This is a genomic window from Streptomyces sp. NBC_01465 (genome assembly GCF_036227325.1).
GTDB lineage: Bacteria > Actinomycetota > Actinomycetes > Streptomycetales > Streptomycetaceae > Streptomyces.
This window is the reverse complement of sequence record NZ_CP109467.1, coordinates 26,950-52,405: the sequence shown is the minus strand read 5'-3', so window position 1 is coordinate 52,405 and position 25,456 is coordinate 26,950. Positions and strand designations below refer to the sequence as shown.

The window sequence follows — 25,456 nt, the reverse complement described above, 5'->3', positions numbered from 1 at the left end:
ACCGGGCCCCTCGCGGTGGGCGGCCGGTCAGGAAGCGGCCACCCCCGTCAGCATCCCCTCGGTGACGGCCGCGGCGACCTGCCCGAGCTGGTCGAAGAGATAGAAGTGACCGCCGGGAAAGACCTTCAGAGCGAAGTCCCCTGTGGTGTGCGCCCCCCAGGTCCCGGCGTCCTGGACCGTCATCATCGGGTCGCTGTCCCCGGTCAGGGCGGTCACCGGAACGGCGAGCGGCTCACCTCCGCGCCAGGTGTACGTGCCCAGCGCCCGGTAGTCGGCCCGCAGCGCCGGCATCACCAGCTCCAGGATGTCCGGGTCGTCGAGCATGGCCTGCTGGGTGCCGCCCAGCCTGCGTACGTCGGCGAGCACATCGGAGTCGTCGTAGAGGTGATACGGGACGCCGCCGGTATTCGGTCCGCCCCGGCCGGAGAGGAACAGCCGCTGGGGACCGGGCAGTTGGCCGTCGGCGAGCAGCCGGGCCGTCTCGTACGCGACGAGTGCGCCCATGCTGTGGCCGAACAGGGCGTACGGCCGCCCGTCGTCCTCGGCCAGCTCCCGGGTCAGCTCCTCGGTGACCGCCCCGACCAGCGAGGCCAGGGACGTGAACGGCTCCTCGCGGTAACGGTCCTGGCGCCCCGGGTACTGCACGGACACGACGTCGAAGTTCGGGGGCAGTGCCTGCGCCAAGTCCTTGAACGCCGTCGCGGAACCCCCGGCATGCGGGAAGCACACGAGCCGCGGCCCGTCTCCCGAGGCCGTGGTGAAGCGTCGGAACCACGTGCTCTTCACTGTCGGTGTGTCCCTTCGTCGGCTGTTCGTTGCGGGCGGTGCCTCACCCCTGCAGGGCCGGACCGAACCAGGTGGCGAGGGCGGTACGGAGCGCGGAGGTGTCGGGCGTGCCGGCGGAGGCCCAGGCGACATGGCCGTCCGGGCGGATGAGGAGGGCGGTGGGAGCGGGGATCTCGCCGAGGGCCGGGACGGGCCAGTGGTCGTCCTCGCTGCGCGCCTCCACGAGGTCGATCCTGTCTCCCCATCCCTTGGCGACCGCCGCGATGTCCGCGCTGCCGTGCAGGTCGAGCAGGACGGGGCGGCCGGCGTGCAGCAGTTCGTAGACGCAGTCGGCGCCGTCGTACGACGTGAGGTCGGCGTCCGGTACGCGGCGGCCGACGAGTTGGTGGTCGCCGTCGACCGGGTACCGGATGTCCAGTGCTGTCAGCAGGTGGCGGAGGTACTGGTTCACGTCGTCGAACACCATGAGGGAGCTGAACACCTCGCGCAGGGCGTCCGTCTGGGGGCCCGGGCGGACCAGGGCGGACTGCGCCCTGGTGTTGTTCAGCACGCGCTCCGCCACGGGGTGACGCTCGGCGTGATAGCTGTCCAGCAGGCTCTCCGGCGCCCGGCCGCGTACCACCGAGGCCAGCTTCCAGCCGAGGTTGACCGCGTCCTGCACCCCCATGTTCAGCCCCTGCCCGCCGGCCGGGAAGTGGATGTGCGCTGCGTCGCCCGCGAGCAGCACGCGGCCCTTCCGGTACTGGGCTGCCTGCCGCGCGGCGTCGTTGAACCGGGAGACCCACCGGGGGTTGCGCATCCCGAAGTCGGTGCCCGCGACCCTGACCATCGACTCCCGGAGCCGCTCGAACGTCACGGGTTCGTCGCGGTCGGCGACCTGGTCGAACTCGGAGGTGATCACCCGGTGCCAGCCCGCCTCGAACGCGATCGCCGAGTAGTCGCCGTTCGGGGTGCGCCGGACCCAGACGTAGTCCTCGGGCAGATCGGGCAGTTCGACGTCGCCGACCAGTGCGGTCATCGTCGCCTCGGTACCGGGGAAGTCGATGCCCGTCAGCTTGCGCACCGTGCTCCGCCCGCCGTCGCAGCCCACGAGATAGCGGGCGCGCAGCGTCGCAGGGGTCTCTTCCGCCGTACTCAGCTCGACCGTCACGCCGGCCTCGTCCTGGCGGACCCCGCTGACCCCGGACGACCGGCGCACCCGGACACCGAGTTCGGCCGCCCACTCCTCGAGCAGGCGCTCGATGGCGGACTGCAGGATCATCAGCGGATACGGGTGCCTGGACTCGGACTCGTCGAAGTCGAGATAGAGGCCGGAGAAATGGCCCACCGGCTGCAGTTCGCCCTCCGCCAGGAAGCGGTCGAGGACGCCGCGCTGGTCGAGCACCTCCAGCGTCCGGGAGTGCATCCCGCCGGCGCGCGATTCGCCCGACCGCTCCGCGAGCGGCTCGACCACCGTCACGTCGACACCCGCCAGCCGCAGTTCACAGGCGAGCATCAGCCCGGTGGGTCCGGCGCCCGCGATCACCACGTCCGTGTCCATGCCGGTGTGTCCCACGTCGTTACCCCTCTTTCCGCCGCGCCTGTGACGTCGTCACATCGACTCCACGTTCACGCACGTGGATCAGCGGTTCAAGACAACTCGGTGCAGGGCCGGGGCACTTGGCGGGCGGACTTGCCCTGTCCCGCCGGCGGGACAGGGCAAGTCTCACGCGGACGTCGGTCAGGCGGCGTCGAGAGCGGCGGTGATCTTGTCGGTCATGGCGGTGAGGGTGGGGCTGGACGCGTTCTTACGCGACTGGGTGGACGCGTCGAGGGCGACGAGGACGGTGCTGCGGAAGTTGTCGGCCTCGTCGGGGGCCTGCTTCTTGAGCAGCTGCATGGCCGCGGTGAGGGCGGGCAGGACGCGATCGGCGAGTTCGGCGGTGGACTTGCCGCTCAGGTCGCCGACCGAGGACTTCTCGGAGAGCACGTGCCCGACGAGACCGGTCGCGGACGTCAGGGCGATGCTTCCCTGGGTGGCGACCTTGTGGGGGGAGTCGGCGCCGGCAGCGGCAGCCATCAGTGAGACCGCGCCGTAGGCGGCGGTCCGCAGGGTGACCTTGTCCTGGTCGCTCAGCGTGACAGACATGGTGGGGGGCTCCTTTGCTTCGTACGGGTGCGCAAGATGCCCGCCGGTGCCCTCGGGGGATGTGCAGGGGGTGCCGACGGGCTTGTGTGGCCCTCCGCGAGGGCTCGTGACCGTCAGCTTCGGAGCTCACGCGGGGAGCATCCCATTCCGTTCTCGACGCGGACTCGAGCGCCGGTGGAGCGCCGGTGAGCCCGGCCCCGTTGTCGTCCGGCGCTCCAACAGGCTTCGAGCGGCATGGCAGAAGCTGACGGCTGCTTCACCACACGACGGACGGTTCATCACGACGGCCGGAAGGGGAAACCCATGACCGCCCTGGACGACAAGCCGGTCGGGCAGCAGCGCGGCACGGTCGCCGAACTGCATGCCATACGTGACGCGATGCGCCGAGGCCCCAGCGACAGGGCCACCGAGGCGCAGCACGCCAAAGGCAAACTCACGGCACGCGAGCGGCTCCAACTCCTTTTCGACGACGGACGGTTCACCGAGGTCGAAGGGCTGCGCAGACACCGGGCCAGCGGCTTCGGCCTGGAGGACAAGCGCCCCTACACCGACGGTGTGGTCACCGCCTGGGGCCGCGTGTTCGGCCGTGTCGTCTTCGCGTACGCCCATGACTTCCGGATCTTCGGAGGCTCCCTCGGCGAGGCGCACGCCGAGAAGATCCACAAGATCATGGACATGGCCGCCTCCGCCGGAGCCCCGATCGTGGGCCTGTGCGACGGCGCCGGCGCACGCATCCAGGAAGGGGTGACCGCGCTCGCCGGGTACGGCGGGATCTTCCAGCGCAACGTCCGCAACTCCGGGGTCGTCCCGCAGATCAGCGTCATGCTGGGCCCCTGCGCGGGCGGGGCGGCCTACTCCCCGGTGCTGACCGACTTCGTGTTCATGGTGCGCGGCACCGCGCAGATGTTCATCACGGGTCCCGACGTGGTGCAGGCGGTCACCGGAGAGCAGATCAGCCACGACGAGCTGGGCGGCGCCGACGCCCACACCCGTCTCTCCGGCGTCGCCGGATTCGCGTACGACGACGAGGAGAGCTGCCTCGCGGACGTCCGCTACCTGCTGTCCTTCCTGCCCGCCAACAACCGTGAACAGCCGCCCTCCGAGACCTGTGCGGACCGGCCCGACCGGCTCACCCCGGCCATGCGCGACCTGGTGCCGTCCGACGACAAGCGGGTGTACGACGTACGCGAGGTCGTCGAGGAGTTCGTCGACGGCGGCGACTACTTCGAGGTGCACGAGGCCTGGGCGCCCAACGTGGTGTGCGCACTGGCCCGTCTGGACGGCCATGTCGTCGGCATCGTGGCCAACCAGCCCGCCGCGCTCGCCGGCGTACTCGACATCAAGGGCAGCGAGAAGGCGGCGCGCTTCGTGCAGATGTGCGACTCCTTCAACATCCCCCTCGTGACCCTGGTGGATGTGCCGGGCTTCCTGCCCGGCATCGACCAGGAGCACGGCGGCATCATCCGCCACGGCGCCAAACTCCTCTACGCGTACTGCAATGCGACGGTTCCCCGCATCCAGCTGATCCTGCGCAAGGCCTACGGCGGCGCGTACATCGTCATGGACTCGCGCTCCATCGGCTCGGACCTGTCGCTGGCCTGGCCGGGCAACGAGATCGCCGTGATGGGGGCGGAGGGCGCCGCCAACGTCGTCTTCCGGCGCGAGATCGCGGCGTCCGCCGATCCCGAGTCCTCCCGCGAACAGCACATCAAGGAGTACCGGGACCAGCTCATGCACCCGTACTACGCGGCCGAACGAGGCCTGGTGGACGACGTCATCGACCCTGCGGAGACCCGCATCAGGCTGATCGACGCGCTCGCCGTGCTGCGCACCAAGTACGTGGCTCAGCCTTCCCGCAAGCACGGGAACCAGCCCCAGTAGCGACAGGAGTCGACACTCGTATGTCTGTGACAACCGCTGCCCCTGACGTAACAGGGGTGCGCGACAAGGAAGTCCGCCGTCTGGACCGGGTGATCATCCGGTTCGCGGGGGACTCCGGTGACGGTATGCAGCTCACGGGCGACCGGTTCACGTCGGAGACGGCGTCGTTCGGCAACGACCTGTCGACGCTGCCGAACTTCCCGGCCGAGATCCGGGCGCCCGCAGGGACGCTGCCGGGTGTCTCCAGCTTCCAGCTGCACTTCGCGGATCACGACATCCTCACGCCGGGCGATGCCCCGAACGTGCTGGTCGCGATGAACCCGGCGGCGCTGAAGGCCAACATCGGGGACCTGCCGCGCGGGGCCGAAATCATCGTGAACACCGATGAGTTCACGAAGCGGCCGATGGCGAAGGTCGGGTATGCGACCTCTCCGCTGGAGGACGGTTCGCTGGAGGCGTTCCGGGTGCATCCGGTGCCGCTGACGTCGATGACGATCGAGGCGCTGAAGGAGTTCGGGCTCTCCCGCAAGGAGGCCGAGCGGTCGAAGAACATGTTCGCGCTGGGGCTTCTGTCGTGGATGTACCACCGGCCGACCGAGGGCACGGAGAAGTTCCTGCGGACGAAGTTCGCGAAGAAGCCCGAGATCGCCGAGGCCAACGTCGCTGCGTTCAGGGCGGGTTGGAACTTCGGTGAGACGACCGAGGACTTCGCGGTGTCTTATGAGGTGGCTCCGGCGACGTCCGCGTTCCCGACGGGCACCTACCGGAACATGTCGGGGAATCTGGCGCTGTCGTACGGGCTGATCGCGGCCGCCCGGCAGGCGGATCTCCCGCTCTACCTCGGCTCGTATCCGATCACTCCGGCTTCCGACATCCTGCACGAGCTCTCCAAGCACAAGAACTTCGGGGTGCGGACCTTCCAGGCGGAGGACGAGATCGCGGGGATCGGCGCCGCACTCGGCGCGGCGTTCGGCGGCTCCCTCGCCATCACCACCACATCGGGTCCTGGGGTGGCGTTGAAGTCCGAGGCGATCGGCCTCGCGGTGTCCCTGGAGCTCCCGTTGCTGATCATCGATATTCAGCGCGGCGGGCCCTCGACCGGTCTGCCGACGAAGACGGAGCAGGCGGATCTGCTGCAGGCGATGTACGGGCGCAACGGCGAGGCCCCGGTCCCGATCGTCGCGCCGAAGACGCCGGGTGACTGTTTCGATGCGGCGCTGGATGCGGCACGGATCGCGCTGACCTACCGCACCCCGGTCTTCCTGCTCTCGGACGGGTATCTGGCGAACGGCTCGGAGCCGTGGCGGGTGCCCGAGGTGGATGAACTGCCCGATCTGCGGGTGCAGTTCGCGGCCGGTCCCAATCATGAGCTGGCCGATGGCACCGAAGTGTTCTGGCCCTACAAGCGCGACCCGCAGACGTTGGCGCGTCCGTGGGCGGTGCCGGGCACGCCGGGGTTGGAGCACCGGATCGGCGGAATCGAGAAGCAGGACGGCACCGGCAACATCAGCTACGACCCGGCCAACCACGACTTCATGGTCCGCACCCGCCAGGCGAAGATCGACGGCATCGAGGTCCCCGACCTGAAGGTCGACGACCCCAACGAGGCCAGGACCCTGGTCCTTGGCTGGGGTTCGACATTCGGCCCCATCACCGCAGCCGTCCGCCGCCTGCGCGCGGAGAACGTACCCATCGCGCAGGCCCATCTGCGCCACCTCAACCCCTTCCCGAACAACCTGGGTGACGTCCTCGCCGACTACGACCGCGTGGTGATCCCCGAGATGAACCTCGGCCAGCTCGCCACACTGATCCGTGCGAAGTACCTCGTCGACGCGATCAGTTTCAACCAGGTCAACGGCATGCCGTTCAAGGCCGAGCAGCTCGCCACCGCCCTCAAGGAGGCCATCGATGCCCACTGAGGCCCTGACCCTCATCCCCAAGTCCGAAGTTCCGCTGGCGGCCCGGGACTTCAAGTCCGATCAGGAAGTGCGCTGGTGTCCGGGCTGCGGTGACTACGCGGTGCTGGCGGCGGTGCAGGGCTTCATGCCCGAACTCGGTCTGGCGAAGGAGAACATCGTCTTCGTCTCCGGGATCGGCTGCTCCTCCCGCTTCCCGTACTACATGAACACCTACGGGATGCACTCCATCCACGGCCGCGCCCCCGCGATCGCCACCGGACTGGCGTCTTCCCGGCGGGACTTGAGCGTGTGGGTGGTCACCGGCGACGGCGACGCCCTGTCGATCGGCGGCAACCACCTCATCCACGCCCTGCGCCGCAACGTGAACCTGAAGATCCTCCTGTTCAACAACCGGATCTACGGACTCACCAAGGGCCAGTACTCCCCCACCTCCGAGGTCGGGAAGATCACCAAGTCCACCCCGATGGGCTCCCTCGACGCCCCCTTCAACCCCGTCTCCCTCGCCATCGGCGCGGAAGCCAGCTTCGTGGCACGGACGGTGGACTCCGACCGCAAGCACCTCACCAGCGTGCTGCGCGCCGCCGCCGAACACCCCGGCACCGCCCTGGTCGAGATCTACCAGAACTGCAACATCTTCAACGACGGCGCTTTTGAGGTCCTCAAGGACAAGCAACAGGCCGAAGAAGCCGTCATCCGCCTCGAGCACGGCCAGCCGATCCGCTTCGGCGCCGACGGCTCCAAGGGCGTCGTCCGCGACCAGGCCACCGGCGACCTCAAGGTCATCGCAGTCACCCCCGAGAACGAGTCGCAGATCCTCATGCACGACGCCCACACCACGTCCCCGACCACGGCGTTCGCCCTGTCCCGCCTGGCCGACCCCGACACCCTGCACCACACCCCCATCGGGGTGTTCCGCTCGGTGGACCGCCCGGTCTACGACACCCAGATGTCCGACCAACTCGAAACCGCCATCGAGCAGAAGGGCAAGGGCGACCTCGCCACCCTCCTCGCCGGCAACGACACCTGGACCGTCGTCTAGGCCGAGATCCCAGACAGGAGCCGGATCAGTATGAGCAGCAGCCCGAGTGATTCCTTCCACGTCTTCGACACGACGCTGCGCGACGGAGCTCAGCGCGAAGGCATCAGCCTCACTGTCGCGGACAAGCTGACCATCGCACGGCACCTGGACGATTTCGGCGTGGGCTTCATCGAAGGAGGCTGGCCGGGCGCCAACCCGCGCGACACCGAGTTCTTCGCCCGTGCGCAGGAGATCGACTTCCGGCACGCCCAGCTCGTCGCCTTCGGCGCCACGCGCAGGCCCGGCGCCAAAGCAGCCGACGACCCGCAGGTCAGGGCGCTCCTCGAGTCGGGTGCCCCGGTGATCACGCTGGTCGCCAAGGCGCACGACCGGCATGTCGAACTGGCCCTGCGCACCACCCTCGACGAGAACCTGGAGATGGTCCGCGACACCGTCGCCCATCTGGTGGCCGAGGGCCGCCGTGTCTTCGTCGACTGCGAGCACTTCTTCGACGGCTACCGCGCCAACCCCGTTTATGCGAAAGCCGTCGTACGGGCCGCACACGAGGCGGGCGCCTCGGTCGTCGTGCTCTGCGACACCAACGGCGGCATGCTCCCCGCCCAGATCCAGGCGATCGTGCACATCGTCCTCGACGACACGGGAGCCCGGCTCGGCATTCACGCCCAGGACGACACGGGCTGCGCCGTCGCCAACACCCTTGCAGCCGTCGACGCCGGCGCGACTCATGTGCAGTGCACGGCCAATGGCTACGGAGAGCGCGTCGGCAACTCCAACCTCTTCTCGGTCGTCGCCGCCCTGGAACTCAAGTACGGCAAGAAGGTTCTGCCCGACGGCGCGCTGCGCGAGATGACGCGCATCTCGCACGCCATCGCCGAGGTCACGAACCTCGCCCCGTCCACCCACCAGCCCTATGTCGGCATCTCCGCCTTCGCACACAAGGCGGGCCTCCACGCCTCCGCGATCAAGGTCGACCCGGATCTGTACCAGCACATCGACCCCGACCTCGTCGGCAACCGCATCCGCATGCTGGTCTCCGACATGGCGGGCCGCGCCTCCGTCGAGCTCAAGAGCCAGGAGCTCGGCGTGGACATCTCCGGCGACCGCGAGCTCGTCGGCCGCGTCGTCGCACGCGTCAAGGAGCGTGAACTGCAGGGCTACACGTACGAGGCCGCCGACGCCTCCTTCGAACTGCTGCTCCGCGAGGAGGCCGAGGGCAGGGCCCGCAGCTACTTCCGCATCGAGTCCAGGCGGGCCATCATCGAGGACCGCCCCGACGGCAGCCACGCCAACGAAGCGACCGTGAAGCTGTGGGCCAAGGGCGAGCGCATCGTCGCCACCGCCGAGGGCAACGGCCCGGTCAATGCGCTCGACCGTGCCCTGCGCGTCGCGCTCGAGCGCATCTACCCGCAGCTCGCCACGCTCGAACTGGTCGACTACAGGGTCCGCAGGCTGGACGGCACGTACGGCACGGAGTGCACGACCCGCGTCCTGATCTCCACCACGGACGGCCAGAACGAGTGGTCAACGGTGGGCGTCGCCGAGAACGTCATCGCCGCATCGTGGTGTGCGCTGGAGGAGGCCTACACGTACGGGTTGCTGCGAGCGGGGATCGAGCCGGTCGAGTAGCGCACCGACGCCACGCGTCGCACCTTCGGACTTGCATATGACGCCACCCTGGTGCCATCATGGCGTCATGGACCTCACTCCGTATGTCGACACTCTCCGCCGGGAGCTCGCGGTTGCCGCCGAAGCGGGCGGAGAGGATGCCCTGAAGCTGGCCGAGCGGCTCACCGCTCCGCTGGAATCGGCGACCCGGCTGACGCTGCTCAACGTGCTCTCCGCCGCGATGGACGAGATCACCCGTGAGCTCGCCCCGGGCTCCGTCGACGTACGGCTTCGTGGTCTGGAGCCCGACTTCGTGGTGGTGCTGCCGCAGCGCGAGGACCGGTCCGAGCCGTCCGACGCTCCGGCGCCCGTCTCCGTCCCGGTCGTAGCCGACGGCGACGAGGGAGGCACTGCCCGCGTCAACCTGCGCCTGCCCGCCCACCTGAAGGCGCGCACCGAGGAGGCCGCGAGCCGGGAAGGTCTGTCGGTCAACGCCTGGCTGGTGCGGGCCGTGTCCGCCGCGGTCGACGGCGGCAGCCGGCCGCGCACTCCGGAGAAGAGTCAGACCGTAGGACAGAACTTCACGGGCTGGGTGCGATAGCCGAGTTCGTCCGTACCACTTCATCCCACAAACTCACGAGGACGGGACAGCCATGCCTACTTTCGACACTCCCGGAGCGGTCTCGGTCACGGCGCGCGTGGATGCCGGTTCCATCCAGTTCACCGCCGGCGACCGCCGCGACACCGTCGTCGAGGTGCGGCCCCGCGACCCGAAGAAGGACCAGGACGTACGGGCGGCCGAGCAGACGGAGGTCAGTTACGCGAACGGCGAACTGACCGTCCGGACGCCCAAGGTGCGCTATCTGATGGGCCGTAACGGCACCGTCGACGTCACGGTCGAACTGCCCGAGGGCTCGCGCGTGGACATGACCGGCGCCTGGGCACAGGTGCTCGGCGAAGGCCGGCTCGGTGAGGTCCGGGTGAAGACGTCCTCGGGTGACGTCCGCCTCGATGTGACCGGTCCGCTGCACCTGACCGCGTCGCACGGCTCGATCACCGTGGACCACATCGAGGGCGCGGCAGAGATCACCACCAGCTCCGGCAGCCTGCGCGTCGGTTTCGTCGACGGTCCGGCCGTCCTGAAGAACTCGCACGGCACCACGACCGTCGGGGCGGCGACCGGCGAACTGCGGGTGAGCGGCGCCAATGGCGACATCGACATCGCCCGCGCCGAGTCGTCCGTCACCGCCACCACAGCCCACGGCACCCTCCGTGTGGGCGAAGTGGCGCGCGGCACCGTCCAGTTGGAGACCTCGTACGGCGCCATCGAGGTCGGAATCCGCGAGGGCACGGCTGCCTGGCTCGACGTCAACTCCACCTCCGGACAGGTCCGCAACACGCTCACCGCGTCCCAGAACCCGGAGAAGTCCGAGGAGTCCGTCGAGGTCCGCGCCCGCACCCGGCACGGCAACATCGACATCCGCCGCGCCAAGGCCTGACCCCGTCGTGACCTAGGCGGCGGCCTGCTCGCTGCCGGGACAGAAGGCGAAGTTGACGTTGACGGCCACGGCGTCGGGCGACCTGCCCACGTGCAGTTGTCCCGCGGGGATGTAGGTCAGCGCACCGGGCACGCCGACCAGCGGGACCTGGTTGCCGCGCTCCGGTGGCCAGGTCAGCAGAAGCTGCTTGCCGCGCAGAGTGAACCCGAAGATCCCCGCATGCGCGTGGTTCGCGGGCGCATCGGCGTGGGATGAGGCGTACCGGCCGATGAAGGCGCCGACATCGACGCGCCCGACGGCCCGGCTTCCCGTATGCCGGCGGACGTCGTCGGCCAGCCGTCCGGCCCGGTCCCGCAACGCCACGTCGACCGCGTCCAGGCCGGAAACGGCGACGCTCCATTCGTGGTTCCGCATCCGCGTGTCCACCCTGGCCAGGTAGGCGTCCAGACCGCTGTCGTCGGGCAGAGGCAGGAACGGCCGAGGGTCGTCCGACTCTGCCCGGCCGTCCACCGTGACCACGATCCTCGGCAGGCCCGAGCCGTCGTCGAGGTCGGCCGTCAGCCTCAACGCCCGCAGCAACTCCCAGTCCGCGAGGCCCAGTCGGACGGGAGACGTCTGCCGGGAGAGCGGCTGCCGCTCCCAGTTGAGGGCGGCGAACTCCTTCCAGAAGCGGTCCAGCTCTGCGTCTGTCGCGGAGACCCGGTGGGCCACAGCGCATCTCCTGTGGTCAGGCCGCGATGCGCGGCAGTTCGAGGGCGGATCCTCTCAGGGAAGCCCCTCCCGCTGGACGCTCGCTCAAGGACCACTTGAGTGGGAGTTGGCGCAATCTGGCTCGCAATGGCGCCACATGTGTGCCACCATTGAGCCACACCAAGCTGTACAAGACGCCTCATACGAGCGGGTGGAGCACATGACCAAGAACAGCACTTCCTCGACCGACTCGACGTGGACCGGCATGGTCCCGGTCGACGACACCGCCCTGGCCGTCACCGACACCGGCGGCCCCGGTATCCCCGTGATCTACCTCAACGGCCAGTTCGCCACTCAGGGGTACTGGCGCCGGGTCATCGCCGAACTCGGGCCGGGCCTGCGCCACATCACCTTCGACGAGCGCGGCCGCGGCCGGAAGTCGAAGCGTTCGGCGGACTATTCCTTCGAGGCCGCCGTGCGCGATGTCGATGCCGTTCTCGCGGCGAGGGGTGTGGACCGGGTCCTGGTGGTGGGCTGGTCGTACGGATCGTTCGTCGGGGCGCACTGGGTCGGCCGGAACCCGGAACGCGCCCTGGGTGCAGTCCTGGTCGACGGTGCGCAGCCGAACGACTGGCTGGACGAGGCCATGGAGCAGCGGATCCGCAAGCAGTTCAAGCGGATGGGCTGGTTCCTGCCACTGCTGCGACCGACGGGCCTGACCGCGCGGATGTCCGCCGAGCAGATGGCGGAATGCAACATCGAGCTCGGAAAGGTGGCCCGCGAAGCCGCGTTGGGCCCCGTCCTGGACGGCATCACCGTCCCGGTGCGGTACGTAGTCGCCTCGGGTACGTCCCTCGGCAGCAAGGGGGACGAGCAGGAGCGGATTCGCGCATCGCTCGACCAGGTCTTCGCGCGCAATGCGAACATCCAGCTCGGCGCGAAGGTCGCCAGCAACCACGGTGCGATTCTGAAGAAGGACGCCCCTGCCATCGCCGCGGCCCTGCGTGAAGTGGCCGCGCTCAACGGGGGCGAGCGCTGAGAAACGCGGCTCAGGCGCTGTCGTCCTGAGCCGTATCGGATTTCGTGTGGAGGATTTCGCGAGCCTGTTCCGCGGCGCGGGCGATGCTCTCGGAGACGAAGTCGAGGAAACGGGCGATGTTTTCGAGACGCGTGGCGGCCGGCGTGCCGGGCACGAGGACGCCGACTCCCTGCCGTGCGGTCTCGACGAGCTGGGCGGTGGACCGGGCGCTCGCCATCATCGACTGGTACCAGATGTCGTCGTCGACGACGTAGCGCTCGCGGCGGCGTTCGTCGCGTTCGCGGCGGACCAGGCCCTGGTTCTCGAGGTACGCGATCGCTTTGGAGATGGACGCCGGGCTGACCTGGAGGCGTTCGACGAGTTCGGCCGCGGTGAGACTGCCGGAGTCGGTGAGGGTCAGGCAGGCGAGCACCCGCGACATCATCGTGGGCGCACCCGACGCCATGATGACGGTGGTGAACACCTCCTCGTACTCACGGACCGCCTCCGCGTCGCGACCGTGGGGCTGGGGGAGTGCTCCTGCTCCCCGGGGCGCGGCCTGCCTGCGCCGGTGGGCGCGGCGCTCGGTGGCGCGGTGGGCGACTTCGGCCCGGTACGAGGTGGGGCCGCCGTTGCGCATCACCTCCCGCGTGATCGTCGAGGTCGGGCGGTCCACACGCCTGGCGATCTCCGCGTAGGCAAGACCGTCCGCCAGTCCCAGCGCGATCTGCTGGCGTTCCTGCTGGGTGAGTCTGCCTCCCGGCATCACGGTCTCCTTCGTGGTCTGCGACGGCGCCACCATAGCGTTCACTCTCGATTCATTGCAACGAACCGTGTGGGAGAGTGTTGCGCCATGTGCGGGACCATTGGACCACGAGTTCCGGATCTACCTGCTGCGACGGAGTGCATTCAGGGTGAATTCGTTCCCCGGCTCATGAATGCAACGTAGCGTTTCCGCCTTCAGGAAGACCCGAACCGTTTCACCAGCCGCTCACGCCTGCGCGGTGGACGAGGGCTGCAGCTGCCGCCAAATACGGTCGGCGGCGGACCAGAGGCCGTTCTCGTGCGTGACGAGGCCTACCGCATGCAGTCCGGCAAGAGCCGCAGTGCATGCGGCGGGAGACGTACCGAGGCGCGCCGCGATGCCTTGCGCGGTGTCGGCCAGGAGGACCACCGAGCTGAACACGGTGCGCTGGGCGACGTCGGACAGCGCCGCGAGGATCTGCCCCGCGTCCCCGGGAGTGCCGCTCCCCGCAGGTACGGGTGTGGGGGACAGACGTGGCACCTCGTCCGAGGGAATCTCCCCCAGCGCCTTCAGCTCCTCGGCGAAGGGGGTGCACCTGTCGCGTTCCCACCCGGCGTGTTTGCGGAGCATCAGCAGACCCGTCTGACGGTGCTTGTGGGGCTCGCTCAGGGCAAGCACGTCGAATCCGTCCGCGCTCGCGGCGCCCTGGCGGCGCAATTCCTGCAGCAGGGGAGTGGGGACGACACGACAGGCCACCCTGCCGTGGGACGTCTCGACCGTCGTGGCCAGGTACGGCTCGTGCAACACAACCGTGCCACCCGGTGTGACGCGTGGCCACAGCGAAGTGAGGAACCCGGCGTCGTCGGCCTGCGTGCCGGCATCGAGCCACACCAGGTCCAACGGCCCCCATGCGTCGAGCTCCTGGTCGGTCATCTCGAAGAAGTCCCGTTCGACGAAGGTGAGCATGTCGTCGAGGCCGAGTGCGCGGGCCGCGTCGCTCACCTGGTGCGCGGACGTGCCGGCCACGGAAATGTCGTCGACGACAAGGAGTTTCGGCGCGTAGTCCTCGCTTGCGGACCGTGGATGCAGGACAGAGGCACGTTCGTCGTTCGTCACCGACCCGCCGACGACACGACGGTCCGCGGCAGCCTCCGCCCGGGCGTCGCGCAGCCCGAGGAGCAGGTGGAGCGTCGAGGAACCGGCACCCACCTCGACCACGGTGCGCGGACGCGCCATCCTGGTCAGCGCCCGCAGCAGAGGCCCCGCGTTCTCGGTGCCCATACCGGGGCGGGTGAGGGCGCTCAGCGCCGCTTCGGCCGGATCGTGCACGGCTCGTCCCTTCTCTCTGCGGCCCGTTCGGCCGTGGTCTCGTCAGACGACAGCCCGGAACATGCCGGACGACAGCAACAGGTCGGCGACGTCACGGAGTTGTGCGGGAAGCTGTACGCAGTCGATCCCGGCTCCTTGCCGAGCCAACTGCCACAGTTGGAAGGCCGCCACGCCCGTCCTGACGAAGTTGCCTGTCGGAGTGTGGGCCAGGACGGCGCCACCGTCATCTCGCTCCATCGACTGCACCCATGACTCCTGGACCAGCGAACGGGCACCTTCGGCTTGTCTGCGTTCCTCGGGCCCGGCATCTCCGCGCAACAGGCCGTAGCGCATCATCCCGATGAGCTTGTGGTCGACGGTTGCGGCTTCCTGCCCCCACACCTGGCGGACATGGGCCACCGAGCTGCCGCGCAGCAGGGCGTCGCCGACCGGACCAGGCACCTCGACGAAGGCCGACGGGTCCGTCCCGAACACCACAGCGACCGCCCCGCCGTTTCGCAGGAACGGAACGGGTGTGTATTGGAGTTGCACCGTCGGTGCCAGGCTCAACCTGGTGTCCTGCGGCAGCCGCCGGGGCCAGGCAGTGCGATCGAGAACCAGGGGGTCCGGTGGAGGTGCCAGCCTGACCGCGCCTTCGTCGGACGGTGGTGACCATGCGAATTCCCAGGCAAGGGGGAGTGAGGCCCCTGTCTGGGCGCAGAACCGGGGAATGACCGGGTCGAGGGCCGTCGGGCGGTTCATGGCATCTCTCCGTCCATTGCCGTTCCCACGGGTACGGATACGGCCCGTCCCGGTGCGAGGAGGCCGACCGTCGCGCGGGTCCGCAGCCAGCCGAGCAGGCCGCCCACGAAAGCGATCGCTCCGCCGGTGAAGATCCCCCAGCGGGCCCAGTGGGCCGGCGCGAGTGCGGCCAGGGCGAAGCCGATTGCCACCGCGCTCTGCAGCGTCGCCCCGTAGGCGGCACCCACTCGTCCTCGTAGGTCCGGCGGGCAGTCGGCCATCACATGGGTACGCAGGGTCACGTTCTGTACGGCGTTGGCCGCACCGCCGCACAGGAAGGCGACGAGCATGAGCGGGACGACCGGGAAGGCACCGGTCACCGTGTAGGTGAGGCCGATGAACGTGGCCGCTGCGACGGCGACCATGGCAGTGGGACGGTGGCTGAGGCGGCCGCGCAGCAGGAACGGACCGAGGACCAGGCCCACGCTCCAGGCGGCCAGCAGCGTGCCGTAGACCGCCGTTCCGCCGGGCATGTCGCGTGCGAAGAACGGCAGCAGCACGTTGGCCACCGAGGTCGCAGCGACAGTGACCGCGATCGTGGCGAGCGTCGTCCGGCGCGCAGCTCCCGCCCACAGGAGGGAGAGGCCGAGCCGCAACCCCCCTCCGGCCGACTCCGCGGTCCGCTTCTCGTCCGTGGAAGGGCTGTCGGCACCGCGGGGCATCGCGGCCAGCCAGCCACCGATCACGGGCACGGCCAGGAGGGCGAACGCGAAGGTCCCCGCGTCGACCACCAGCGCGAGGCCGGTTCCGCCGTGCGCCGTCAACACGCCCACCAGCAGCGGCCCGACGATGTACCCCGCGTTCCGCGACGACTCCATGACCCCGTTCACCCGCAGTTGGGATCCGGAGTCCTGGAACAGCTGAGGCACGAGGGCCATCACACACGTCTGGGCGACGGCCCCCAGTACGCCGAGCAACAGCATCGTGGCGATGAGCGACAGCGCACTGTCCGCGACCGCGGCGGCCGCCGCCGCGATCAAGCACTCCAGCGCCAGAGTCACGCCGAGTACCGCGTCCGTACGGAAACGGTCGCAGACGCGCCCGATGGGGCCGCCCAGGACGATGCCGGGTACGAGACCGGCAAGCATCTGAGCCGAGACCACCGACGTCAGGCCGGTTCGCTCAGCGCCGCGCAGAGCCAGCGCCACCATCGCCACCTCGTCGCCCACTGTGCTCACCAGCAGAGCGGCCATCACCATGAGTCCCGCTGCCCTGCCCTGTCGAGTGGCTGTCACGGGGCCGGCTCCTCCTGGACTTCGATGGCGCGCCAGGCCGAAAGCCTGAGCAGCACGGCATGGAGGAGTGGTACGGCTGCGGCGTCCGAGTGGCGCTCCCACTCGGCGAGTACGAGCGTGTCCCCTTCGGCGAGCGCACTGACGGCCGCTGCCAGGTGCGGATGTTCGGCCACCCTCAGGGTGTGCCCTTGGGCGGCAACGGCGCGGCGGCCGTCGCTGAGGACACGCTGGCGCACTTCGACATCCGTGTGCTTACGGACAACTGCCCGGCGGGGCACGGCGACAAGGGCTTCGGCCGGCCGGCCGCAACCCAGTCCGCCCGATGTCTCCGCACGCATGTGGTGTTCCCATACGACGTCTGCGACCTCGTCGCCTGTCAGCCCAGCGAGGACAGCCAGCGCGTTCTGTGCCTGCTCGGGAATGCCGTCCGCCGCGGAGGCGACAGGTCCGGACCGGACGCCGCGAGCCCGCCCGAGTACTTCACCGACAGCTTCCACGACGAGGGCGGCCGGATCGCTGCGGGTGAAGAAGGCGATATTGACGTTGACGGCCACGGCGTCGGGCGACTCGCCCACGTGCAACTGCTCGGAGGGGAAGTACGTCAGTGCTCCGGGCACGCCGACCAGTACGTCGGCGTGATCGCGTGCGGAGGCGTAGTCGGACGTGTGCTGGGGGACCTGGTCGCCGCGTTCCGGCGGCCAGGTCAGCAGCAGCTTCTCGCCGCGCAGGGTGAAGCCGAAATTTCCCGCGTGGTCCACGTGCACACCCACGTTGGTGGAGGTGTACCGGCCGATGAAGGTGTCGATGTCGACGCGCCCGGCGACCCGGCTCCCCGTATACCGGTGGACGTCGTCGGCCAGCCGTTTGGCCCGGTCCCACAGGGCCGCGTCGACCGCGTGCAGACCGGAGACAGCGACGCTCCATTCGTGGTTCCGCATCCGCCTGTCCACCCTGGCGAGATAGGCGTCCAGGTCGCTGTCGTCGGGCAGCGGCAGGAAAGCCCCGGTGTCGATCGGCTGAGTCCGGCCGTCCACGGTCACCACGACTATCGGCAGACTCAAACCCTTGGGCCGGTTGGCAGGGTCGGCCGCCAGCCGCAGGGCCCGCAGCAACTCCCAGTCCGCAACTCCCAGCCGGACGGGAGACGAGCGGAGGGACAGGGGCTGGCGCTCCCAGTTGTGGGAGGCGAACTCCTTCCAGAATCGGTCGAGTTCAGCGCCTGCAACGGAGACCGGGTGAGGCACAGCAAACTCCTGTGGTCAGGCCGCGACGCGCGGCAGTTCGAGAAGCCCGGGGGCGAGGGAGGCCACTGCGATCACACGGTTGCCGGCCAGATTTTCCAGGAGCAGTCGTCGTTGCCGCTCGGGGAGGCGGGACCGCTCCGCCAGTTCGGCGTCGCTCACTCCGTCGGCCGCGAGCAGCCACAGGAGCCGTCCCGCAGCGGTGACCCGCACCCGGTGCCCCGTCTCCGGGGAAACGAGCAGGCAGCCTCCGTCGGGGCGGCTGTCCGCCACGGCATAGGGCTGGGCGGCGTACCACAGAGGAGACGACTCTTCGCTGGAATCGGCCTGTTCGACAGTCAGGGCGCCATGAGCGGCGAGCCGCGCGAGCGTGCCCGCGGCAACGCGCGGTGACTCGACGTCCTGCCAGAGGCTGGCCACGGTGTGCGGCAGGCCGTCGAGCAGCGGATGCCATTCCCGGGGTACGTCGATGAGGGCGTCGCACGACGGCACGTGCAACAGAATCCCCCTTCCGGTGTCCGACAAACGCCCCTGGACACCCGCCGCCAGCCGCACCGAAGCAGTGGTGCCCACGTGGAGGCGCGGGACGATTGGTACGGGCACGCGCCGGGGCGGCAGCTCCGCCTCGGCCAGCGCCCACAGGAACGACCACTCCTCCGCGTCGCCGATCCACGTGCCCTGATGGAACGCGGCGCCCGCAGTGGTGCCGGAAGGCTCTCCAGAGGTCAGCCGGGCCGTGTCCTGCTGGCTCAGGCCCTCGGAAACCGTGTAGTCGAGGTCGAAAGCCAGGTCTTCGCCCTCGCCGGGCGGAATGAGTTCGACACCGAAGAGGTCGGGGCGTTCGCCGACCGGGGAGAGCACATCAAGGATGAAGGGCCCGTTCGCCGCAGTCGAGTACGGCACGTCGAACTCCTCCGCCGAGCGCCGAAGCGCCTGATCGGCGAACTCCTGTGTACGCAGGGCTTCGTCCTCCGTCTCGCCCGGGAAGCCCGTCATGCAGAAGAGGTGGACAGGGACCTTGTTTCCCAGGAGAGCCTGGAGCGACGGCTCGATGTCGGCGACCTTGGTACCCTTGCGCATCAGGTCGAGCACACGCTGGTTGTACGACTCCAGACCGAGATCCAGGCGGCGGCAGCCGGAGCGGCGCAACGAGGACGCCAGTTCGTCGTCGAGTCCCTTGCTGAACCGGGTCTCCCCGTACCAGAAGAGATCGTGCCCGCCGTCGATCAGCTCCCGCGAAACTCCACGCAGCGAGGTCAGCGTCATGATCTCGTCCACGAACATGAAACTGTCGGAGCCGTGCTTGGCCGCGAGTGCGGCCATGTCGCGGACAACCTGTTCGGGGCGCCGGATCCGGAACTTGTTGCTGGCGAACGGGATCGAGCAGAAGGCGCAGTCCCAGGCACAGCTGCGCGACGCCTGGAGCGGCAGGACGGGTCCCGGTGCGAAATACCGCTCGAGCGGCAGGCCGTCGAAGTCAGGTGTGGGCAGATCGGACACATCGACCATGGCTGCCGGCGTGCGCAGCAGCCCTCCGCTTCCGTCGCGCTCCAGCAGCCCAGGGATGGGCCTGTTGTCGACGCCGGTGATCCGGTCGCACAGCGCGGGGAGCGCATCCTCGCCCTCGTAGGAGATGAAGGAGTCCACGTACGCGAAGAACGGGTGCTCCTCCTGCCAGCGGCTCACCATGCGCGTTGTCAGATTGCCGCCCATGACCACGTGCACATCGGGCCGGCGGAGCTTGACGTGGCGGGCGGTGGTGAGTGCGGCGATCAGCTGTGTGTCGGCGGAGACCGAAATTCCGACCACCGCAAGGCTGCTGTCGTCGAGTTCAGGGATCGGCCGCTGCTCCAGAGCCCATCCGTAGACATTGCGGTCGACGGAACCTGCGGCCTCGAGAACGGAGTCGGTGCGCCGGTGCGAGAAGCAGGAGAAGTTCCCCCGGAGATCGAACTTCAGACCGGGGAACGAAGCCGAAACACAGGCGAGTCCATTGCGGAGGACCGTGGCCGCATGCGTGAAGGCCGCCGGGTCGGCCAGCACGTCACGTGACTTGAGTGCTGCTCTGGCACTGTCGATGCGTTGCATCGTGTCACCGAAGATGGTGAGTACCTCCTCGTGTGCCCTGCGCTCGCCGGGGGGCAGCTCGCCCAGACGGCGCTCGGCCTTCGGGAACAGCTTCCCGAGGCCTGCGGAGGAGAGGAGCCAGTCTGTCTGCTCGATGCTCAGGTCGAGCGACGACACCTGCCAACCGTGTCTACGCATGACCGCGGCCAGGAGGGGAACTGCGAGGTGAGGTGCGTAGACGTTCCAGATGGGCGGGTTGACGAGGAGTATTCGAGGCTGCCGCATGTATGCCCTCGTGAAGGTCTGATGCCGGATGGGGTGGGGAGTCGAGCGTGGCCGTGCTGTCAGCGTGAGGACAGATCCCGCGGCGGCCGGTAGGACCGGCCGAGGACGCGGATCAGGCGTCAGTGCCGTCCTGCAGAAGGGCGTACTTGCTGTTGGCGCGCTTCGGGGTGACCGGCTCGACAGCGGTGGACTCGTCCGTCTCGGCGAGAGCGGCGAGCTTGTCGGCGTCGAGCTCCTGTGCGGATTCCTCGTGGTTGATGTTCATGTGGATCTCCCATTCTCGAAAACTCGGATGGTGCCCAGTGAGATGCGTGCCACGGCCTGCGCCCGACCCCCCGGGCGTCCAGCACGTATGACAGAAAAACAGGAGCCACTGGATCAGTGCTTAAAGGCTGCTGGAGGTGAGCTGGAGGGCTTCAACACCAACGAGGGGTACACACTCCACGACCCGAGGTCGGTGATGCCAAAGCCAGCCACCCCAGCCATGGTCAACGTGCTCAGGCCTTCAGGCCGGTGATGATCTCTTCGTTGTTCGTGAGTCTGTCGATCCACCCTGTTGGAGGGCGGGTCGCTGTGAATCTTCGTGGGAGCACTCGCGGTACGTGCGGCACATCGCCGACGAGACGCTGACAGAGCGCTACCAGCGACCCGACCGTGCCCGCCGCGTACGGCGCCGGCGACCTGGAAGAAGCCCGACTGGGCAACTGGGGAAAGCTCCGCCGCGAACAGCGCATGCTGGAACTGCGCCAGGACGCCCGCGCCAGATCCGAGGACAAGCAACGCATCCGCACCCGGGCCCGCGCACTCAAGAAACGCCCCCACCGCTGATGCCGCAACAGAGTCCCTGCTAGCGTGCGCCGGTGCCATCCGAGATATCCCGCCTGGTCGACGAACTGGTCGCGCAGATGAAGTCCGGTTCAGCCACCAGCTACCAGGCCGCGGTGAAGCAACTGGCGGACACCGCGCGAGGAGAGGGCCCTTCGGGCCTGACCGCGACGGTCGAGGCTCTCGCGCCGTGGTTGCCCGGCCTGAGTGGTGTTTACGCCAAGACCGCGGTGCTGGCGGGCGCCTGTGTGGAGTGGGGTGCGTCTCCCATGGCGCTCGTCGACGCACTGCCGCTGCGTGCCGCGCAGGCCATGATGCTCAATGCGATGGTGCCGGAACTGTGGGAGAAGGCAGCGCGCGGACGGCCGCTGCCCGAACCGGCGAGCGCCAACACGCAGCAGCTGGTGAAGGTGCTCACCCGACGCAGCCGATGGCGCCGAGGCATGGACAAGATCGACCTGACCCGGATCGCCATGTCCTGGAGTGACATGGACGACTGGCTCAACGCTTCGATCACCGTCATGGCGAACGCCCAATTCCGTACAGCAGTCCCCGAAGACGTCAAGGCAGAGCTACGTGACCATGCCGCTGTGGTGGGCGTCCGCTCCCAGCGAGCTGCCTGGGTCGGCGCGCTGGCCGCCGTCCTCGACGACGAGCCGCTGGTGGTCATCGACCCTCGAGCGCGCCGGGGATACGCCCTCACGATGAGCGGCATCGGGGACAACTGCCAACTGCACATCCTGCTGGCAGACCGGCTCGTCGGAGATCCCGCCCAAGGGATGGTGGCGGGGGAGCGCCCTGACCGCACTTGGGTCGAGGCGGCGACGACCGGCGACCCGCGCCTCGGCCCCGCCGCTCCGGCGATCCGCAGCTTCCGCCTCTTCGACGGCCAGGGCACGTACGTAGCTCCAGAAGGATCACCTGCCGACATCGAACCTCTCAACGGCACCCGCGTCCTGGTCCTGCATCCGCCGAAGGGCACCTACGCCATGGGCGCGGGCCGCGTGTTCGAACACATGGCGCCGGCTCTGGACCTTGACCGGATCATGGAGCCGGCGGAGACCGAGGGCTGGCTCGCCCGCCTGTCTCCCGCTGTCGAGGACCACCTGATGACGGACTAGCGGTATCTGCGCCCCGGCCGACGGCCCGGCACGTGCACCCGGCAGACAGGCCGCCGTCGGCGCCGACCGTTGTCACTGTGCGTCGATCGGTCCCTGCACCGGCTGTCCGGAGCGCAGCAGCCGCACAAACGCCTTGAGACCGGTGATGATTTCTTCGTTGTCCGTGAGCCCGTCCACTGTCTGCTCGAACTGTCTTGCCAGCCCGGTGATTCGACGATCGGCTTCATCGGCCTGCTGATAGGCAGTGTGTGTCAACGCATCATGCGCGCGCCGCAATTCGGCCAGGGTCCGATACTGCTCTTCCGTCTTGTCCTCCAGAACCCGCATACCGGTCAGGACGTGTTCGACCCGCGTCCTCAACTCGACTACGTCGTCGCGGGGGTACTTCACTTCCCGAAGCAGCAGACCAAGGCGCTGCCTGAGCTGCTCGAAGTAGGCTCCCGCAGGCCGGAAGGCGGTGCTGAGCAAGAAGAACCCCGCACACCAGTAGCCGAGGACCCGTTGAGCGGCCAGGCCGGTGGCAAGCAGGAGCGCGGCCGTGACCACATGCCCCGATACGGCGACCCGGAGCATCATGCGAGCGATCCGCCGTGCCTCGGCATCGCGTTCCGCGGAGACGACGAGCCCCTTGTTCCTGCTGATTGCGATCTCTGCCAGGACCGAGCGAGCCCGGAAGTAGATGTTCCACGGCGTGGTCAGCAGAAGGAGCAACCACAACAGCCCAAGGACAGCGGCTCCTACGCCCAACACCACGTCGGGCGGCGCCCCCACGGCATACGCGACAACCAGCACCACGACCGTCGCCGCCGCAACGGCGAATGCACCCACGACTTTCCCCATGCCGCCCCCCTGACGCCTGCTGCCGCGGCCATGGTCTCGCCGGGGACGGCGTATGGCATGAGTACCGCTACTCAGACTGCGCCTCGCCACAGTGATTCCGGCCCCGGCGGGTGGTGCTACAGGAAGCGGCGGATGGGCAGTACGGCGACCTCGCATACGCGCTGCAGTGGTGAGCGCCGCTTCCACCGGCCGGCGCGGATGAGTTCGCTGACCGCCAGATCCTGGTCGAAGTGCGCGTCGAGGGTGGCGGTGAAGTCCTGATCCAGTACGGCGAGCATGACTTCCTCGTCGTGGTCCAGGGAACGCCGGTTGAAATTGGTCGATCCGATCAGACCCGCGACACCGTCCACGGTCATGATCTTCGCGTGCATCATCGTCGGCTGGTACTGGTAGATCTTCACGCCACAGGTGTGGAGCTCCTCGTAGAACCGCTGGCCTGCCAGCTGCGACACCCGCTTGTCCGTGTGCGGTCCGGGCAGCAGGATCTCCACTTCGACGCCGCGGCGTGCCGTGGAGCACAGCAGACCGATGAAGTAGGGGTCCGGTGAAAAGTAGGCGGTGGCCAGCCGGAAGCGCTCTTCCGCCGACTCGAGCATGACGCGGATCAGTGTCTGCATGTCCTGCCAGCCGACGCTGGCGGAACCGCGCACCACCTGCACGATCGCATCACCCTGCGCGTCGTGGCCGACGAACCGGTCGCGCTCGTCGAACAGTTCGTCGTGACACTCGGCCCAGTTCTGGGCGAAGGCAGCCGCGATTCCGTCGACCGCGGGCCCGCGCACCTCGACGTGCGTGTCGCGCCACTCGTTCTCGTTGCGCGCATTGCCGCACCACTCCTCGGCGATGCCCACCCCGCCGGTATAGGCGATCTCCTCGTCGACGACGAGGACCTTGCGGTGGCAGCGATGGTTCTGCTTGAAGGGCGACAGGTAAAGCGGCTTGCGGAACCAGGCCACCAGCACTCCGGCCCGTTCCATTGCCTCCAACTGATCCGTCTCGATCAGGCGGCTTCCGAACCCGTCCAGCAGCAGTCGCACCCGTGCACCTGCGCGGGCACGGTCGGCCAGTGCCAGGGCGAACTGCCGGGCGATGTCCCCCCGCCAGTACACGAACGTCATCATGTCGACGGTGTGCTGGGCGGAGCGGATGCCCCTCAGCATCGCGGCGAAGATCTCGTCGCCGTTGCGCAGCGGTATCAGCGAGTTGCCTTCGGTCGCCGCGATGCCGATCAGCCGCTCCAGGCGCCGGCGTATCCGCACGGTGCGTTCCGCTGCCGAGGGCGGCTCCTGCTTCATGGTCTCCCCTGGCCGGCGCAGAGAGGGAGGTTCGCCGCCGGGTCCGGTCGGTCCGGCGCGGTCTCGGGGCGGCTGACTCTACCGGCGGGCAGCAGTCCCGGGCAGGCCGCGGAGCGCTCACTGGTACGGCCTTCGGATTCAGCTTGCTCGCCGGTAGGCGCCGGGAGCCGTCCCGTATGTGCGTTTGAATGCGCCTGCGAAGGCGAACTCGGATGTGTAGCCGACCTGGGTGGCGATGGACCGCAGGGGCGCGTTGGACGTCCGCAGCAGGCGCGCTGCCGTAGTCATCCGCCACCAGGTCAGATAGGCGAGGGGCGGTTGGCCGGTCAGCAGGGCGAATCGCCTGGCGAACGGTGCCCGGGAGAGCCCGGCTTCCGCTGCGAGTCCCGCGACTGTCCACGGCGATCCCGGGGCTTGGTGGATGGCGTGGAGGGCGGCGGTGACCGACGGGTCGTTCAGCGCGGCGGCCCAGCCGGTGTCGGTTTTCTGGGAGGGCTGTTCGCTGAACCAGAGCCGCAGGATGTACAGGAGCAGGGTGTCCAGCAGCGCGGGGACGGCCGCGTCCGTGCCCAGGCGGGGGTTCTCCACCTCGGTGGCCAGCAGCTGCACAGCCGAGCTCAGCTCGGGACGGTGGCCGGGGTCGGCCGGCAAGTGGATCAGATCCGGAAGGGTCAGCAACAGCGGGTGGGCACGGGACGGGTCGAGTTGGTAGGCCCCGCAGAGCACTGTGGTGACCGGACCGCTGTCGCCGCTCCGGTCCACAGTGTCCGAGGCGTAGGGCTCGGAGAGCTGGTGGTCGCCGGGGCCACAGGCGGGCGCCGTTGCCAGCGATTCGGGACTGTCGGCCAGGGTGTGCCCGCTGCCGTGGGGCAGGAACACCACGTCACCCGCGCCCAGTTGGAGGGGTTCCGCGTCCGGAGGCAGCAGCCAGCAGGAACCCTGCAGGACCACCTGGAAGCCGGCCGAGCCCGGGACGGAGGTGAACTCCTGCCCCCACGGGGCATGCCACCGCACGTGTGCCGACCGGGCCCGCCCGGCCCTGGTCACCGCGATCACATCGCTGAGTACATCCATGCACTGACACTACGTGTGCGAGACGTACGCGTATGAACTGGGCCTCATCACGCA

The 25,456-nt window shown here is 68.8% G+C and carries 23 protein-coding genes; 9 read left to right on the top strand and 14 right to left on the bottom strand.

Going from position 1 to position 25,456, the window contains the following annotated elements; translation table 11 throughout:
- Positions 1 to 27: 27 nt before the first annotated feature.
- From OG707_RS00265 to OG707_RS00255, 3 genes are all read right to left on the bottom strand, one after another.
- A complete protein-coding gene (locus tag OG707_RS00265) occupies positions 28 to 786 on the bottom strand; it encodes a thioesterase II family protein (protein WP_329112965.1) in 759 nt (252 codons plus the stop codon).
- Positions 787 to 829: 43 nt separating this feature from the next.
- Positions 830 to 2,326 (bottom strand): FAD-dependent monooxygenase, encoded by a 1,497-nt coding sequence (locus OG707_RS00260; protein WP_443071467.1) that lies wholly within the window; start codon positions 2,324 to 2,326, stop codon positions 830 to 832.
- Positions 2,327 to 2,506: 180 nt separating this feature from the next.
- The gene (locus OG707_RS00255; RefSeq protein WP_329112961.1) at positions 2,507 to 2,914 is read right to left on the bottom strand and encodes a hypothetical protein; all 408 of its coding nucleotides are present in this window, start codon (positions 2,912 to 2,914) and stop codon (positions 2,507 to 2,509) included.
- Between the two features lie 303 nt (positions 2,915 to 3,217).
- Between OG707_RS00255 and OG707_RS00250 the strand changes: the two genes are divergently transcribed.
- From OG707_RS00250 to OG707_RS00225, 6 genes are all read left to right on the top strand, one after another.
- Positions 3,218 to 4,795, top strand: coding sequence for an acyl-CoA carboxylase subunit beta (locus tag OG707_RS00250; protein ID WP_329112960.1), 1,578 nt, complete (start codon positions 3,218 to 3,220; stop codon positions 4,793 to 4,795).
- 20 nt (positions 4,796 to 4,815) lie between these two features.
- The gene (locus OG707_RS00245; RefSeq protein ID WP_443071250.1) at positions 4,816 to 6,714 is read left to right on the top strand and encodes a 2-oxoacid:acceptor oxidoreductase subunit alpha; all 1,899 of its coding nucleotides are present in this window, start codon (positions 4,816 to 4,818) and stop codon (positions 6,712 to 6,714) included.
- On the top strand, positions 6,704 to 7,753 hold the full coding sequence (locus OG707_RS00240) for a 2-oxoacid:ferredoxin oxidoreductase subunit beta (protein ID WP_329112957.1): 1,050 nt from the start codon (positions 6,704 to 6,706) through the stop codon (positions 7,751 to 7,753). Before OG707_RS00245 ends, OG707_RS00240 begins: the two co-directional genes overlap by 11 nt.
- 30 nt (positions 7,754 to 7,783) lie before the next feature.
- The gene (cimA, locus tag OG707_RS00235) at positions 7,784 to 9,379 is read left to right on the top strand and encodes a citramalate synthase (RefSeq protein WP_329112955.1); all 1,596 of its coding nucleotides are present in this window, start codon (positions 7,784 to 7,786) and stop codon (positions 9,377 to 9,379) included.
- A gap of 67 nt (positions 9,380 to 9,446) precedes the next feature.
- Positions 9,447 to 9,959 carry a hypothetical protein gene (locus tag OG707_RS00230; RefSeq protein WP_329112954.1) on the top strand — a complete coding sequence of 171 codons (513 nt, stop codon included), beginning with the start codon at positions 9,447 to 9,449 and terminating at the stop codon, positions 9,957 to 9,959.
- Positions 9,960 to 10,011: 52 nt separating this feature from the next.
- Complete coding sequence (locus tag OG707_RS00225; RefSeq protein ID WP_329112952.1) at positions 10,012 to 10,857, top strand: DUF4097 family beta strand repeat-containing protein; 846 nt, start codon at positions 10,012 to 10,014, stop codon at positions 10,855 to 10,857.
- Positions 10,858 to 10,869: 12 nt separating this feature from the next.
- On the opposite strand, the gene OG707_RS00220 is transcribed toward OG707_RS00225, so the two are convergent.
- A complete protein-coding gene (locus OG707_RS00220) occupies positions 10,870 to 11,568 on the bottom strand; it encodes a hypothetical protein (protein ID WP_329112950.1) in 699 nt (232 codons plus the stop codon).
- 199 nt (positions 11,569 to 11,767) lie between these two features.
- Here OG707_RS00220 and OG707_RS00215 point away from each other — a divergent pair, with 199 nt between their 5' ends.
- Positions 11,768 to 12,586: an alpha/beta fold hydrolase gene (locus OG707_RS00215; RefSeq protein WP_329112948.1), complete on the top strand. Its 819-nt coding sequence runs from the start codon at positions 11,768 to 11,770 to the stop codon at positions 12,584 to 12,586.
- Positions 12,587 to 12,596: 10 nt separating this feature from the next.
- On the opposite strand, the gene OG707_RS00210 is transcribed toward OG707_RS00215, so the two are convergent.
- The 7 genes from OG707_RS00210 to OG707_RS00180 form a co-directional block, all read right to left on the bottom strand.
- Positions 12,597 to 13,331: a helix-turn-helix domain-containing protein gene (locus tag OG707_RS00210; protein WP_329112946.1), complete on the bottom strand. Its 735-nt coding sequence runs from the start codon at positions 13,329 to 13,331 to the stop codon at positions 12,597 to 12,599.
- 225 nt (positions 13,332 to 13,556) lie between these two features.
- The gene (locus OG707_RS00205; protein ID WP_329112944.1) at positions 13,557 to 14,639 is read right to left on the bottom strand and encodes a class I SAM-dependent methyltransferase; all 1,083 of its coding nucleotides are present in this window, start codon (positions 14,637 to 14,639) and stop codon (positions 13,557 to 13,559) included.
- A gap of 42 nt (positions 14,640 to 14,681) precedes the next feature.
- Positions 14,682 to 15,188, bottom strand: a complete 507-nt coding sequence (locus tag OG707_RS00200) for a hypothetical protein (RefSeq protein ID WP_329112942.1) — start codon at positions 15,186 to 15,188, stop codon at positions 14,682 to 14,684.
- A gap of 188 nt (positions 15,189 to 15,376) precedes the next feature.
- The gene (locus OG707_RS00195) at positions 15,377 to 16,654 is read right to left on the bottom strand and encodes an MFS transporter (protein WP_329112934.1); all 1,278 of its coding nucleotides are present in this window, start codon (positions 16,652 to 16,654) and stop codon (positions 15,377 to 15,379) included.
- Positions 16,651 to 17,898 carry a hypothetical protein gene (locus OG707_RS00190; RefSeq protein ID WP_329112932.1) on the bottom strand — a complete coding sequence of 416 codons (1,248 nt, stop codon included), beginning with the start codon at positions 17,896 to 17,898 and terminating at the stop codon, positions 16,651 to 16,653. Before OG707_RS00190 ends, OG707_RS00195 begins: the two co-directional genes overlap by 4 nt.
- Before the next feature lie 15 nt (positions 17,899 to 17,913).
- Positions 17,914 to 20,139 (bottom strand): B12-binding domain-containing radical SAM protein, encoded by a 2,226-nt coding sequence (locus OG707_RS00185; protein WP_329112930.1) that lies wholly within the window; start codon positions 20,137 to 20,139, stop codon positions 17,914 to 17,916.
- Positions 20,140 to 20,359: 220 nt separating this feature from the next.
- Positions 20,360 to 20,512 carry a hypothetical protein gene (locus OG707_RS00180; protein ID WP_329112928.1) on the bottom strand — a complete coding sequence of 51 codons (153 nt, stop codon included), beginning with the start codon at positions 20,510 to 20,512 and terminating at the stop codon, positions 20,360 to 20,362.
- A 389-nt stretch (positions 20,513 to 20,901) separates the two neighbouring features.
- On the opposite strand from OG707_RS00180, the gene OG707_RS00175 reads away from it, so the two are divergent.
- Both OG707_RS00175 and OG707_RS00170 read left to right on the top strand, forming a co-directional pair.
- Positions 20,902 to 21,075, top strand: coding sequence for a hypothetical protein (locus OG707_RS00175; RefSeq protein ID WP_329112925.1), 174 nt, complete (start codon positions 20,902 to 20,904; stop codon positions 21,073 to 21,075).
- A 32-nt stretch (positions 21,076 to 21,107) separates the two neighbouring features.
- Complete coding sequence (locus OG707_RS00170; protein ID WP_329112923.1) at positions 21,108 to 22,193, top strand: hypothetical protein; 1,086 nt, start codon at positions 21,108 to 21,110, stop codon at positions 22,191 to 22,193.
- A 72-nt stretch (positions 22,194 to 22,265) separates the two neighbouring features.
- Here the strand turns inward: OG707_RS00170 and OG707_RS00165 are convergent, their stop codons facing one another.
- The 3 genes from OG707_RS00165 to OG707_RS00155 all read right to left on the bottom strand — a co-directional run bounded on the left by OG707_RS00165 (position 22,266) and on the right by OG707_RS00155 (position 25,402).
- Positions 22,266 to 23,021 (bottom strand): hypothetical protein, encoded by a 756-nt coding sequence (locus tag OG707_RS00165; RefSeq protein ID WP_329112921.1) that lies wholly within the window; start codon positions 23,019 to 23,021, stop codon positions 22,266 to 22,268.
- A 128-nt stretch (positions 23,022 to 23,149) separates the two neighbouring features.
- Positions 23,150 to 24,328 (bottom strand): phospholipase D-like domain-containing protein, encoded by a 1,179-nt coding sequence (locus OG707_RS00160; protein WP_329112919.1) that lies wholly within the window; start codon positions 24,326 to 24,328, stop codon positions 23,150 to 23,152.
- A gap of 138 nt (positions 24,329 to 24,466) precedes the next feature.
- A complete protein-coding gene (locus OG707_RS00155) occupies positions 24,467 to 25,402 on the bottom strand; it encodes an AraC family transcriptional regulator (RefSeq protein ID WP_329112917.1) in 936 nt (311 codons plus the stop codon).
- Positions 25,403 to 25,456: the final 54 nt, after the last annotated feature.